The following is a 12,552-nucleotide window of genomic DNA, read 5'->3' on the forward strand; positions in this document are numbered from 1 at the left end:
GGACAGCCTGGTGCACGGTGACATCCGGGCGGACAACCTGTTGCTCACCGCTGAGGAGGTGGTGGTCGTCGACTGGCCGTGGGCGTTCGTCGGAGCCGGCTGGTTCGACCTGCTGCAGATGCTGCCCAGCGTGAGGATGCAGGGAGGTCCGCCGCCCGAGGAGGTCTTCGCCGCCCATCCGGTCGGGCGGGACGCCGATCCCGCGGCGGTGACCGCGGTGCTGGCCGCACTCGCCGGGTATTTCATCCGGCAGTCCCGTCAGCCCGATCCACCAGGTCTGCCGACGCTGCGTGCCTTCCAGGCGGCCCAGGGCGGAGCCGCCCTGGAGTGGCTGCGCACGCGCACGGGATGGGCCGACCTGTCATGACCACCCCTTCTTCACGGCCGGCCTGACGCCTTGGGCGGAGCGGATGCCCGCGCGTGCCGTACGGCCCGTCCCAGGGACAGGACCGGCCGGGCGGGATCCGCAGGAGACCGCGTGCTGCCCGCACCGGGTCCACCGACCGTCCCGCAGGCCCCGCGCGGCCCTCACATCAGGTCTCCCCGGCTCGGCTCAGGTCGACAGGGGGTGCTGGGACATCGACCTGGCGGGACGGGGGGTCTGCTCGATCAGAGTTTCGGTGGCTCGATCGAGGAGGTCGCAGAACTGCCTGTGCTCGGCTGGGTCACCTCCACCGCCTACGACCTGATCAACCAGACCCAGCCCGAGCGGCTCGCCGACGGCGTACGCCGCGCGCTGGAACTGGTCGGGGACGGCAGGGTCGGCATCGACATCACGGCCGAGTACGAGCTGGCCGACGTCGAGGCCGCCATCGCCGATCTCGCCGGCGGAGCGACCCACGGAAAGAGCGTCGTCCGGATCGGATGACGCCGGCCCCGGTCTGCCCGGGGCGCTGTCGGCCAGGCCGCTGTCGACGCCCCGGCGTGACCGTCGCCCGGTCCGCCGCCGAAGATCCCGGCGGCCCCGTCCGCCCTTGACGGCGCCGGTCAGATCGATTAGACCACAGGGAGCCCGTTGATCATCCCCCATGGAGGACGCCATGTCTGACAGAGCCTTGTTGCGACTCGCGGCACGCGCCGCGGTAGCCGCGGCCACGGCGGGTTCACTGGTCGCGTTCGGAGCCGTACCCGTCTCGGCGGCCGCGGACGCGACCGGGGACAGGCCGCCGAGGACGACGAAAGGCCCGTGCCGCTACACCGAGACCCCGGACGAGCCGGCCGCACGCAAGGTGCCGCTGCCGCCGGACCCGCGCCGTACGCCCACCCGGCGGGTCTCCGCGGTCCTCAAGACCAACCACGGTGACATCGGGCTCGCCCTCGACCCGGCCAAGGCGCCATGCACGGTGCAGAGCTTCGTGCACCTGATCCGGCACAAGTTCTACGACGTCACCTCATGTCACCGGATGACCGCCTACGACCGGCTGAAGGTGCTGCAGTGCGGCGACCCCAGTTTCACCGGCGAGGGCGGACCGGGCTACCGGTACAAGGACGAGCTGCCCACCGATCTGCCGCCGTGGCCGGGCACCCCCACCGGGGAGCGCAAGACGTACGCGCGCGGCGTGCTGGCCATGGCCAACGCCGGACCGGACACCAACGGCAGCCAGTTCTTCCTGGTCTACGGCGACTCCGGGCTGTCACCCAATTACACGATCTTCGGAACGGTCGACACCGCCGGGCTCGCCACCTTGGACCGCATCGCGGCCGGCGGCATCCAGCCCGTTCCGGAGGGTCCGACGCCGCCGGTGGACGGCAGGCCCGCCCTCCCGGTCGACATCGACGACGCCCGGGTCCGCCGCTAGCCGGTCACCCGCGGCGCCCGGTCCGTGGGCGGTCCGCCACGGAGGCGCCGTCGAACGGCACCTGTCCGAGGAGGAGCGGTAGCCGCGCCGCGCGCCGGCGGGCGCGGGCGCGTCTACCGCCGAGGACGGCCTCGGACCGCGGCGTTCAGGGGCCCGGCGGGTCAACGGCCCGCCAGAAGGATCTTCAGTAGGTCCTCCGGCGCGTCCCGCATGAGGTTGTGCCCGCTGTCCAGCGCGTGCGTGGCCCACGAGGGGTCCTCACGCAGCCGCTGGTGGACCGGGGTGAACGGGGACCGGCCGTCCCATTCCGCCGCGTACACGTAGTCCCTGCGCCGGACCCGCGCGAGGTCGCCGGTGAGCCGGAGCGCCGGCGGCCCGGTCGCGCGTCATGGGGAGCGCGTCGCGGTTTCACTCCATGTAGTCGCGCAACGCCTGGGCGCGGACGGGGTGGCGGAGCTTGGCCATGGTCTTGGACTCGATCTGCCGGATCCGCTCCCGGGTCACGCCGTACACCTTGCCGATCTCGTCCAGGGTCTTCGGCTGCCCGTCGGCCAGGCCGAACCGCAGGCGCATCACGCCGGCTTCGCGTTCCGGCAGCGTGCCCAGCACCGCGTGCAACTGCTGCTGCAGCAGGGTGAAGGCCACCGCCTCCTCCGGGGCGATCGCCTCGGAGTCCTCGATCACATCGCCGAACTCGGTGTCGCCCTCGGCGCCGAGCGGGGTGTGCAGGGAGATCGGCTCACGGCCGTACTTCTGCACCTCGACGACTTTGTCGACCGGCATCTCGAGCTCGGTGGCGAGTTCGTCCGGGGACGGTTCGCGGCCGAGGGCGACCAGCATCTGGCGCTGCACCCGGGCCACCTTGTTGATCACCTCGACCATGTGCACCGGAATGCGGATGGTGCGGGCCTGGTCGGCCAGTGCGCGGGTGACGGCCTGCTTGATCCACCAGGTGGCGTAGGTGGAGAACTTGAACCCCTTGGTGTAGTCGAACTTCTCCACCGCGCGGATCAGCCCGAGGTTGCCCTCCTGGATCAGGTCGGCGAAGGCCATGCCGCGGCCGGTGTGCCGCTTGGCGATCGAGACGACCAGGCGGAGGTTGGCCTCCAGCAGATGGTCCTTGGCCCGGTGACCGTCGTCGCTCAGCCACTGCAGCTCCGCCCGCATGTCGGCGGGCATCTCGGCGGGCGTCGCCCTGCCGTCCGGGCCGCCGTGCAGGCCGAGCCGCTCGGCGGCGAACACCCCGACCTCGATCCGCTGGGCGAGCTCGACCTCCTGCTCGGCCGACAGCAGGCCGACCCGGCCGATCCGCTGGAGGTAGTCCTTGACCACGTCGGCGCTGGCGCCCGCGCCTGCGGTGGGGGAGATGGGGGAGTGGTCGTCATCCTCGTCGTGGTCGGACAGGATCAGCACATCGTCATCGGCGGTGATGGTCACGGCGGCGCACCTTCCCGGAGGTGAAAGCTGTGCCGATCACCGTACGTCCCGCGCGGGCATGCTGCGACCATCTCCCGCACATACGGGTGACCGGCCGGACCCCGGCGGGGCCTTTCAAGCCAGCCGCATCTCGCCGGACGTCACCCCGGCCGGGGGCCGGCGCTACGCCCAGGTCCCGCTGCGTGGCTGTACCGACCTGGAAGGCTGCTCCGACCTCGTCGAGCCGTCGCCCTACGGATACGCCCTGGCCCGCGCCGACGGAGGGGCGTCACGGAGCGCGCGGGCGCGTGGCCGGCCGCGGTGTTCTCCGTACCTGCCGCTCGCAGTCGCTCCGTGCCTGGTGACGCGGGCCGAGCGGAGGGCCGGGAACGTGGTCTCAGGAGTCCGCGAACGCCTCGGCGACCCCGAGGCTGTCCTCGTACACATGGTGGCGGGTGATCAAACCGTCGTCCACGGTGAGGTGCAGCGCGAACCGTATGGTGAACCGCTTGCCGGTGGACTTCACCGTCTGCGAGGTCTCTCCCATCACCACGGCGTCCGCTCCCTCGGTGAGGACGGCCGTCACCGTCGCCGACCCCTGTCCGGGCACGCAGTGCGCCGACAGGGTGCGGTGGTGGTCGGCGACGTCGGCCCGGGTCGACCGGGGGCGGATCCAGGGCACCGTCCCGGAGGGGACGGCCGGCCAGTCGACCTGCCAGTCGACCCGCTCCGCGTACAGTTCGGCGATCTTGTCGGGGTCTCCTTCGCCGATCCGGCGGAGGAGTTCTTCAACGGTGGCACGGATGGTCATGTCGTCCTCACGGGTGTTTCCGGCCGCTGGTGGCGGAGGGCGTACGGGGGATGGCCGACCGAGGTCGGCCGGTGTGCTGGAAACGCTGTCGGGAGGCCGCGGGCGTTTCGGGCCCCGCTGCCGGTCATGACGTTACGGAAAACCGGAGGAGGCGGAATCTGGCACGGATAGGTAGTCCGGCCGCTCTCCTCGCCGCGCATTAGGTAACGGGCGGGCGTGCCCGGCTCCGGGCGGGCCGGCTTCGGCGCCCCTTGATGTGGCTGGGGCAAGGCTCCTGTCCGGCTACGCCAGGGACATCCTGTGGAGGGCGTCGATGGCGAGGCGGTAGCCGTCCACACCGAGGCCGACGATGGTGCCGCGCGCGACGGGGGAGATGTAGGAGTGGTGCCGGAACGCCTCCCGGCGGTGCACGTTGGAGATGTGCACCTCGATGACCGGGAGCTCGGTGCCCTCGATGGCGTCGTGCAGGGCGATCGAGGTGTGGGTGTAGGCCCCGGGATTGAAGACCGCGCCGATGACCTCACCGGCCTTGACGCGCGCGCCGGCCTCGTGGATCCAGTCGATCAGCCGGCCCTCGTGGTTGGACTGGCGGAAGACCACGTCCAGGCCGAGCCGGGCGGCCTCCTCGTGGCACAGGTCCTCGACGGCCGCGAGTGTCGTGGTGCCGTAGACCTCGGGCCTGCGGGTGCCGAGCAGGTTCAGGTTCGGGCCGTTGAGTATGTGGACGCTGGTCATGGGGGATCATTATCGCTCATCCGCGGGGCCGGGAGCGGCCCTGCCGGGGGTGATGTCCTGAGCGGCGTCTGCCCGATTTATTGATCTACACTGTAAAGGCATTCGGTCGGTTTCAAGTTCCGTCGCGGGCGGCCCCCATCCACTCCGCGGGCGGACGGGGGCTTGGCGGATGCCCGGAGGCCGCCCCGGTCGCACCGGCTCCGGACGGCGGCAGCGGCTTACGGCGGTGGCCCTATCGCTGTTCGGCGAGCCACTCGTCGAAGGTGGTCGGTGCGATGCGGGCGCCCTCGCCGGGCAGTAGCGCGTTGCCGGCCATCGCCAGACCGAACGGCCCCGACCACGTCGGCACGAGCTTCACCGTGCGGCCGCGTGCCTCGTTGGTGCGCCGGGCCATGTCCACCAGATCCTGCGGTTCGGGTCCGGCGACGTCGGCGTGATGTCCCTGCGGCGGGCCCACCGCGATCTCGGCGAGGACGTCGGCCACGTCCGCGGGTGCGATCGGCTGTACGAGCAGGGGTGCGATCGTGGCGACACCGTCCTGTTCGGTCCAGCTTGCCACCATCGCGGCGAAGTCGTGGAACTGTGTGACCGGGACGATCGTCCACGGCACCGGTCCCGCGGCCACGAGGCGCTCCTGTTCCCGCTTGCCGGCGTAGTGCGCGTTGCCTTCGATGTGATGGATCCCGGTGATCGAGAGCAGCACGTGGTGGCGGACGCCGGCCCGTTCCTCGGCGGCGAGCAGGTTGCGCGTGGCGGTGCCGAAGTAGGCCACCGTCTCGGCCCGGTCGGTCGCCGGTCCGTTGGTGGCGTCGATGACCGCCTCGACGCCGGCCAGGGCGTCGTCGAGTCCGGCGCCGGTCGACAGGTCGACGCCGAGTGAGCGGCTGATGCGTACGACGTCGTGTCCGTCCCGTTGGAGGGCGGTGACGGTGAGGGCTCCGATGTTCCCGGTCGCGCCGGCAACTGCGATCCGCATGATGGTCTCTCCTTCTTCTGTTGCGGTGCGGACGCTATCATGGACTAAACAGGTCCACAATGTCTGCGATAGACTCGGGCCGTGAAGCTGCCTGTGAGCACTGAATGGGTTCTGCACTGCGCCACGACGCTGGCACAGCTCGATCCGGGAGCCGCGGCGTCGGCGGCGCAGCTGGCGCAGTATTACGATCTGCCGGCGGCCTATCTCACCAAGCAGTTGAAGGCGCTCGTCAGGGCCGGCCTGTTGGCCGCGACCACGGGCCCGCGGGGAGGGTTCCGGCTCGCGCGGTCCGCTTCCGAGATCACGCTCCTGCAGATCGTCGAGGCCGTCGACGGCACGTCCTCGCCGTATGAGTGCCGTGAGATCCGCCAGCAGGGGCGGGGGGCGCTGCCTCCGGAGGAGTGCCGCCGCACCTGCATTCTCGCCGAGAAAATGGCCGAGGCGCATGAGGCGTGGCGGGGGAGTCTTGCCGGGGTCACCCTCGCCGACGTCCTCGCCGCGCTGCCTCCGTCGGCGCCGTCCCGTACCCGGCTGCGTCTGTCGGGGACGGGGTAGTCCGTGCGCCGCCGGGTGCGGCGCCATGGCCGGATGCTGTCGGCTCCGGCCTCGGCGGGGCGAGGCCGGCTCCCGTTCCGGCGGGGACGGTGCGGGAGCGGGTGGCCCGTTCCCGGGGTGCGCTCACCGTTGCGTTCCGTCAATTCTGTAAATTAAATGCCGATATTTCCCATTGTTCACTCAATAAACAGTAAGGATGATCTAAAGGTATAAGCTGCCGCTGTTCCTGATTTGGTGTCGTCTTTTCATCGTCGCCGCGCACCGGCAGGCCTGCGGGTCCGGTCGCCTGCCCGGTGAGGTGGCGGGCGACGCTGTTCTCCTGGCGGGGCGCGCGGACGGCACCTCCTGCGCGTGCATCTGAGATCGCGGACGGCGTGAGGCAGGTGGGGATGGCGACGCTCGGAGAACCGGATCAGGCCGCTCCCGGCGGGAGGCTCCCGGGGGCGGGCGTGGCCGGGGGCCTGCCCGGCGGGGCGGCGCGGTGGTATCGCCGGGACCCGCTGGGGTTCGTCGAGCAGGCGGCCCGCGAATGGGGTCCGGTGTTCCGGCTGCCCGACGACGGGTCGCTGTGCGTGGCCGACCCGGTGGAGGCCATGCGGGTGCTGCACGACGACGAGGGCCACTACGGCGAGGTGTCCGACTTCTTCCACGTCCGCGGCGGCCGGCTGGGGCCGCGGGCGACGCAGGTCGCGATCGGGCGGGCGGCGCGCGCGACGTTACGCGCCCACCTGGCCGCCCACCGCGGACGGCTGCCCGCCCTCGTGGCGGAGCTGGGGGAGGTCAGCGAGTGGCCGTCGGCCGGGCGCGCCGCCGCCTACCGGTTCCTGGCCGAGGCGCTGCTGCGCCCGGACAGCCCGCCGGCGCTGCGGGAGCTGATGGCACAGGTGGTGCGGCGCGATGTCCTGATCCGTTCCGGCGGCCGGCTGGCGGGCGTGGCGCGGCGGGCGCTGTGGGCGCGCGTGGTGCGGACGGTCGCCGGCGAGGTGCGCGCCCGCCGGGCCGACCCGCGGCCCGGCCGGCCCGGCGACCTGCTGGACGCCGTGATCGGGGCGACCCCGCCCGACACGCCCGCCACGCACATCGCCCAGGTGTACCTGCTGCTGTTCCGGACCTCGGTGGCGCCGGTGGGCCACGTGGTCGCCTGGGCGCTGCTGGCGGCCGCCACCCACGGCGTCGACCTGGCGGCCGTGCCCGCGGAGTCGGCCGTACGGGAGTCGCTGCGGCTGTGGCCGGTGGCGTGGCTGCTGGGCCGCCCGGTGCACCACGCCCACCAGGTCGGCGGCGTGCTGCTGGAGCCGGGGGAGAGCGTGTCGGTCTGCGCCTACCTGCTGCACCGCGACGAGCGGCACTGGCCGCGGGCCACCCGGTTCGAGCCCGGCCGGTGGGACGGCCCCGGCCCCCACGGGCCCTACCTGCCCTTCGGCGGCGGTCCGTTCACCTGCGCCGGCGCCGCCGTCGCCCAGACCCTGGCCACCGATCTGCTCGCCGCGGTGACCGACGGCGCCCGCCTGGAGGTGCGCGGCGGCCATGGACGTCCCCATGCCGCGGGCATCATCACCCCTCCCCGCTTCCAGCTGCGCCGGACCCCACACCAGACCCCCTGACCACCAGCGGTCACCAGGAAAGGAGGTGAACTCCATGAGGAAGCTGCTGCGCCGGGTTACCGGCCGCCGGGTCAACCGGCAGGCATGGCACATCTGGTAAGCCTTCTCCCGCCGGCCGCGCCGGGCCCGACAGCCCGGCGCGGCCTTCTGACCCGGCGCGAGCCCGACGGGAAGCCGCGCCCAGGAGGCGCACATGTCGCATGTGGACGAGACGCTGGCGGCCTACGAGACCATCGCGGCCCGGTACGACGAGCTGAACGCGCGGATGGACACCGCCGCTCTGGTGGACCGTTACGTGGAGGCGGCGGATCGGTACGGGTCGGGTGGGCGGCGGCTGCTGGACGCCGGGTGCGGGACCGGCCGCAGCAGCGTGGCCTTTCGCGAGCGAGGGTTCGAGGTGACCGGCTACGACCTGTCCCCGGCGATGGCGGCGATGGCCCGGCGCCGGCCCGGGGCCGAGGGGATCGAGTTCCTGGTGGGACAGCTGCAGGAGCCTCCACCCGGGCTGAGCGGCTTCGACGTGGTCGCCTGCGTGGATCTGCCGATGGCGTACCTGACCGCCACGGACCAGCTGCGGCGGGCGCTGGCGGCCGCGCGCGACCAGCTCGCCGAGGACGGGGTGCTGCTCTTCGACCTGATCACCATCGGCTACTACCGGCGTGCGTTCGGCGTCCCCGCGATCGCCGACCGGGGGGACCGGTACGTGGCGTGGTTCGCGCTGTCCCCGCCGATCGAGGCCGACACGGTCGTGGTCACTCAGTTCGACCTGTTCGAGCGGGCCGGTACGGGCTGGGAGCGGGTGTCGATGCGGCACGTGCAGCGGCACCACTCCGACCGGACGGTGCGCCGGGTGGCCGAGCGGGCCGGGCTGCGCGTCGTGGCCACCCGCGGGCTGGTGGGGACGGCGGCGCGGGAGCCGGCCGACGAGGACGACCACGACCGGATCCTGTACGTCGCCCGCCGGGCCGGCTGAGCACGCCCGCGCCGCGCGCCGCCGGGTGGTGGAGCGCACGTTCGTCCCGGCCGGACGGCTACCGCCGCCCGGCCGGGGACGGCGGATACCCGTCCGCCGCCCGGGAGGGCACGATCCACCCGGCCGTGGTCATCGCGCTGCTTCCTGGCCTCGACCGAGTGCCCGCCCGAGGTTCTCCGGCATCCTCTACGCAGCGCCGAGCGTGACCGGGAGGGCGGCCAGCCGGCTCCCCTGGATGCCGCCGACGGTGATCTGCCGCAGGTCGGCGAAGGGCACCGCCAGACGTGCGTCGGGGAAGTCGGTCCGCAGGACCTCCACGATCGCGCTCAGCTCGAGATGGGCGAGCTGGGCGCCGGTGCAGTAGTGCGGGCCGGCGCCGAAGGCGAGGTCGGGCCCGGCGGGCCGGCCCGGGTCGGTGTTGATGCCCCGGATGTCGACGAGCACCGGGGAGCGGGCGGGCAGCCCTACCCCGGCGAGCTCGACGTCGGTGGCGGTGAATCGCCAGAGGGTGAAGGGGGCGGGCGGGTGCAGGCGCAGCGTCTCCCGGACGAGCTCGTCGGTCGGGGGCCTGTCCGCGGCGCGGTCGGGGTCGAGGAGGTGGGCGAGCAGGAAGCCCAGCACCGCGTCGGTGGTGAGCTGCCCGGCGTAGATCAGTGTGAAGAGCAGGTAGTGCACCTGCTCCTCGGTCATCTCGGCGGGGACGCGATCGCGCAGCTCGACGGCGATGCCGTCCTGGCCGTCGCGGAGTGCGGCGGCGGCCAGTTCCGCGAAGGCGGCCATGGCCGCCCCCACGTCCTCGGGGCGGTTGCTGTGCATCCCCCGGCAGGCCGCCATGGCCTGGTCCACCATGTCCAGCGGTACGCCGAGGACTTCTGAGACGACGGTGAGGGGGAAGCGCGTGGTGAGGTCGGCCATCAGGTCGACCGTTTCGCCGGTGGCGGCGAGTTCGGCGAGCAGTGTGCGGGCGATCGTCGTGATCGGCCCGTGGTGGTCCCGCATCCGCCGGGCGGTGAACAGCGGGGCGTGCGCGCGGCGTAGCCGCTCGTGCGGTGGGCCGTCGAGGGTGGTGAGCGACGGCTGCGCGGCGGCGGTGGGTTCGAGGCCCGCGCTCCGGGGGTCCCAGTGCGCCGGCGCGTAGGCGGGGTCCTTCACGATGTCGGGGTGTGCGAGGACCTCGCGGGCCAGCGCGTAGTCGGTGACGATCCACACCGGGCCGCCCGCGGGGGCGTCAGCGCGGACGATCGGGCCCAGGGCGCGCAGGGCGGCGTGGGCGGGATGGGGCTCGCCGATGCCGCGGACGGTGGCGGCGAAGGGGTCGAGCTCGGCGTGGGGCGCGTTCGGCATCGGGGCTCCTCGGGGCGCTTCTGGATCTTGGCGGGTGGGGCGAGGACGGGTCATCGGCGGGCGGAAGGCGGGGATGGAGCAGATACTTCCACCATGAGTTAATTCCATGACAATGTAATTCCGCCGTAAAATATTCTTGTGGCGGTAGATTGTCAACCCGGCCGCCGGCGCGGATCGCCGCCAGGAGAGGGAGGACCTGATGGAGGAGCAGATGCCCGGTGCCGTCGTGGCGCAGCGCGAACGGCTGGCGGAAGAGCTCAGGGCCTACGGGGCGAGCTTCACCGAGCTGGGCCGCCGCTTCGCCACCGTGCTGGGCGTGCACGCCACCGACGCCTTCGCTCTCCTGGAGATCGCCTCCGCCGAGGAGAGGGGCGCCCCGCTGTCCCCGGCCCTGCTCAGCAAGCGCATCTCACTGTCCCTGGGGGCCATGAGCGCGCTGCTGAACCGCCTCGAACAGGCCGGTCACATCACCCGCACCCGCGAACACGCCGACCGGCGGATCGTCACCCTGCGCAGCTGCGGGCATGTCGGCAAGCTCGCCGGCGAGTTCTTCGGGCCGGTCAACGGACGCCAGGACGCCATCCTGTCCCAGTACCCCCCCGAACTGCTTCGGCAGTTCGAGACCTTCCTGACCCAGCTACGCACCAGCCTGGAGGCCGAGCTCACGCAACAGGGGCGGGACAGCTGAGGGCGCGTGTGCCGTCCCGGGCGGGGTTCCGGTGCCGGCGTCGAGCACGATCTCACCGACGTCGGTAGCCGGGCCGTACTTGCCTGCAGGGACTGTCAAGCGGCATTAGATCATGACAAAAGAGTTGTCAGATGCTCGTACATGCCGTTTCCGGACTCCGCTTGCCGAGCACGATGTGATCACATGCCGGGACCCCGTCCAGGCCGGGGCGCGCTGAGGGAGATCGCAGTGTTGAAGAGCCGTTTCTGCGCCCTGTGGGCGGGTGCCGCCGTTGCCATGGTGTCCACGGTGCCGGCCGCGCCCTCGGCGGCAGACACGTGCGCTCCGTCGACCACGTGCGCCACGACGGTGACCTTCACCGTGATCGCGGACGACGGGCTGGAGATCACCGTGCCCGACGGCCCGGTCTCCATCGGCAGCGGTCCGCCGGGCACGCAGATCAGCGGGCCGCTCGGCGCGGTCACGGTGTCCGACGAGCGGGCCGCGCTCAGCGCCACCTGGACGGCGACCGTGTGGGGCACGGCTTTCACCACGGGCGGCGGAACGGGCTCGGAGACCGTCCCGACCACGGCGGTCTCCTACTGGTCGGGTCCGGCGACGGCCACCACCGGCACCGGTACCTTCGTCCCGGGTCAGCCCGACGCCGCCGACGCGGAGGTGCTGGACGTGCCCTACACCGCGTTCAGCAAGACGACCGGGTCGGGCGACAACTCCGCCACCTGGGACCCCACCATCGTGATCGACATCCCCGCCCAGGCGGTGGCGGGCACCTACACCGGCACGATCAGCCACTCCGTGGCCTGATCCGCGCTCGGCGAGGGAGCGGGGCTCGCCGGAGCCGCAGGCGGCCGGAGGGGCCGGAGGGGGGCTGTCACCGGTGGGCCCGGCCAGGGGAGCCGGGCGCGCTCGGGGCTCGGCCCGCCTCGGCGGATCACCTCCTGCCTCGGCCGAACGCCACCTCGACGACCCGGCGGGCCAGCAGGCGGGCGGGGTCGAGAACCGGGACGGGGACGCGGGAGCCGTCCAGGGCCAGGACGAGCTCGGTGCACGCGGTGACGATCCGCTCCGCGCCGCGATCGGCGAGGGAACGGGAGACCTCCGCCAGCGCCCGCCGGTGGGCCGGTCGGACGCCGCCGCCCTTGACGGCGCCGATGGCGGCCATGACGTGCTGCTGGCCGAGCCGGTCCGGCTCGACCACCGCCACGCCGCGCCGTCGCAGAGCCCGCGCGTACAGGCCCGCGTGCAGGGTGCCCGAGGTCGCCAGCACGCCGGCCGCGCGGACGCCGCCGGCGGCGAGGGCGTCGGCGGTGACCTCGATGATGCTCACCAGCTCCAGCCCGGCCTCCTCCGCCAGGTGCGGGACGAAGGCGTGGGCGGTGTTGCAGGGTACGGCGAGCACCTCGCACCCGGCCCGCTTCAGCGCCTCGATGCCGCGCCGCAGGTACGGGGTCGGGTCCTCGCCGCCGCCGAGCAGGCTCAGGGAACGGTCGGGGACGCGGGGGTCGCCCCAGATGACGACGGGCACGTGCCCCTGGTCGCAGGCGGCGGCCGTCTCCTCCACGAGCTTGCCGTAGAAGTCGACGGTGGCCGCCGGGCCCATGCCACCCAGGACGCCGACCAGCCTGGCCCCGCTCGCCGGGCTCTCGCGCCA

At 72.7% G+C, this 12,552-nt stretch carries 14 protein-coding genes and 1 pseudogene; 8 read left to right on the top strand and 7 right to left on the bottom strand.

Annotated features, from left to right (window positions below):
* The 3 genes from ACWDS7_RS40485 to ACWDS7_RS40495 form a co-directional block, all read left to right on the top strand.
* On the top strand, positions 1-367 hold a 367-nt coding region (locus ACWDS7_RS40485), incomplete at its 5' end, for a phosphotransferase (protein ID WP_451933589.1).
* 201 nt (positions 368-568) lie between these two features.
* Positions 569-868: a zinc-binding dehydrogenase gene (locus ACWDS7_RS40490; protein ID WP_451933590.1), complete on the top strand. Its 300-nt coding sequence runs from the start codon at positions 569-571 to the stop codon at positions 866-868.
* A gap of 172 nt (positions 869-1,040) precedes the next feature.
* Positions 1,041-1,799, top strand: a complete 759-nt coding sequence (locus ACWDS7_RS40495) for a peptidylprolyl isomerase (RefSeq protein ID WP_306873565.1) — start codon at positions 1,041-1,043, stop codon at positions 1,797-1,799.
* A 161-nt stretch (positions 1,800-1,960) separates the two neighbouring features.
* Here the strand turns inward: ACWDS7_RS40495 and ACWDS7_RS40500 are convergent, their stop codons facing one another.
* From ACWDS7_RS40500 to ACWDS7_RS40520, 5 genes and pseudogenes are all read right to left on the bottom strand, one after another.
* The gene (locus ACWDS7_RS40500; protein ID WP_451933591.1) at positions 1,961-2,119 is read right to left on the bottom strand and encodes a hypothetical protein; all 159 of its coding nucleotides are present in this window, start codon (positions 2,117-2,119) and stop codon (positions 1,961-1,963) included.
* Positions 2,120-2,207: 88 nt separating this feature from the next.
* Positions 2,208-3,221: pseudogene (locus ACWDS7_RS40505) on the bottom strand (RNA polymerase sigma factor); the annotation flags it as partial.
* A 391-nt stretch (positions 3,222-3,612) separates the two neighbouring features.
* On the bottom strand, positions 3,613-4,026 hold the full coding sequence (locus tag ACWDS7_RS40510) for a nuclear transport factor 2 family protein (RefSeq protein WP_306873561.1): 414 nt from the start codon (positions 4,024-4,026) through the stop codon (positions 3,613-3,615).
* A 282-nt stretch (positions 4,027-4,308) separates the two neighbouring features.
* Positions 4,309-4,761, bottom strand: a complete 453-nt coding sequence (gene aroQ, locus ACWDS7_RS40515) for a type II 3-dehydroquinate dehydratase (RefSeq protein WP_306873559.1) — start codon at positions 4,759-4,761, stop codon at positions 4,309-4,311.
* Between the two features lie 232 nt (positions 4,762-4,993).
* Positions 4,994-5,737: an SDR family oxidoreductase gene (locus ACWDS7_RS40520; RefSeq protein WP_451933592.1), complete on the bottom strand. Its 744-nt coding sequence runs from the start codon at positions 5,735-5,737 to the stop codon at positions 4,994-4,996.
* An 81-nt stretch (positions 5,738-5,818) separates the two neighbouring features.
* On the opposite strand from ACWDS7_RS40520, the gene ACWDS7_RS40525 reads away from it, so the two are divergent.
* From ACWDS7_RS40525 to ACWDS7_RS40535, 3 genes are all read left to right on the top strand, one after another.
* Positions 5,819-6,292: an RrF2 family transcriptional regulator gene (locus tag ACWDS7_RS40525; RefSeq protein WP_306873556.1), complete on the top strand. Its 474-nt coding sequence runs from the start codon at positions 5,819-5,821 to the stop codon at positions 6,290-6,292.
* A 389-nt stretch (positions 6,293-6,681) separates the two neighbouring features.
* A complete protein-coding gene (locus tag ACWDS7_RS40530; RefSeq protein WP_451933593.1) occupies positions 6,682-7,896 on the top strand; it encodes a cytochrome P450 in 1,215 nt (404 codons plus the stop codon).
* 193 nt (positions 7,897-8,089) lie between these two features.
* Positions 8,090-8,869, top strand: a complete 780-nt coding sequence (locus tag ACWDS7_RS40535; RefSeq protein WP_451933594.1) for a class I SAM-dependent DNA methyltransferase — start codon at positions 8,090-8,092, stop codon at positions 8,867-8,869.
* Between the two features lie 186 nt (positions 8,870-9,055).
* On the opposite strand, the gene ACWDS7_RS40540 is transcribed toward ACWDS7_RS40535, so the two are convergent.
* Positions 9,056-10,213, bottom strand: a complete 1,158-nt coding sequence (locus ACWDS7_RS40540) for a cytochrome P450 (RefSeq protein WP_451933595.1) — start codon at positions 10,211-10,213, stop codon at positions 9,056-9,058.
* Between the two features lie 199 nt (positions 10,214-10,412).
* Here ACWDS7_RS40540 and ACWDS7_RS40545 point away from each other — a divergent pair, with 199 nt between their 5' ends.
* The gene (locus ACWDS7_RS40545) at positions 10,413-10,901 is read left to right on the top strand and encodes a MarR family winged helix-turn-helix transcriptional regulator (RefSeq protein ID WP_451933596.1); all 489 of its coding nucleotides are present in this window, start codon (positions 10,413-10,415) and stop codon (positions 10,899-10,901) included.
* Positions 10,902-11,129: 228 nt separating this feature from the next.
* Positions 11,130-11,705 carry a hypothetical protein gene (locus ACWDS7_RS40550; RefSeq protein WP_451933597.1) on the top strand — a complete coding sequence of 192 codons (576 nt, stop codon included), beginning with the start codon at positions 11,130-11,132 and terminating at the stop codon, positions 11,703-11,705.
* A gap of 127 nt (positions 11,706-11,832) precedes the next feature.
* On the opposite strand, the gene ACWDS7_RS40555 is transcribed toward ACWDS7_RS40550, so the two are convergent.
* Positions 11,833-12,552: aspartate/glutamate racemase family protein (locus ACWDS7_RS40555; protein WP_451933598.1), on the bottom strand; the 720-nt coding region annotated here is incomplete at its 5' end.

It is taken from the genome of Streptosporangium sp. NPDC003464, from assembly GCF_053588315.1.

Bases quoted from the DNA above. Each gene is read 5' to 3' on its own strand.
- ACWDS7_RS40495 (WP_306873565.1), top strand. From the start codon at position 1,041: ATGTCTGACAGAGCCTTGTTGCGACTCGCGGCACGCGCCGCGGTAGCC.
- ACWDS7_RS40510 (WP_306873561.1), bottom strand. From the start codon at position 4,026: ATGACCATCCGTGCCACCGTTGAAGAACTCCTCCGCCGGATCGGCGAA.
- aroQ (WP_306873559.1), bottom strand. From the start codon at position 4,761: ATGACCAGCGTCCACATACTCAACGGCCCGAACCTGAACCTGCTCGGC.
- ACWDS7_RS40520 (WP_451933592.1), bottom strand. From the start codon at position 5,737: ATGCGGATCGCAGTTGCCGGCGCGACCGGGAACATCGGAGCCCTCACC.
- ACWDS7_RS40530 (WP_451933593.1), top strand. From the start codon at position 6,682: ATGGCGACGCTCGGAGAACCGGATCAGGCCGCTCCCGGCGGGAGGCTC.
- ACWDS7_RS40535 (WP_451933594.1), top strand. From the start codon at position 8,090: ATGTCGCATGTGGACGAGACGCTGGCGGCCTACGAGACCATCGCGGCC.
- ACWDS7_RS40540 (WP_451933595.1), bottom strand. From the start codon at position 10,213: ATGCCGAACGCGCCCCACGCCGAGCTCGACCCCTTCGCCGCCACCGTC.
- ACWDS7_RS40545 (WP_451933596.1), top strand. From the start codon at position 10,413: ATGGAGGAGCAGATGCCCGGTGCCGTCGTGGCGCAGCGCGAACGGCTG.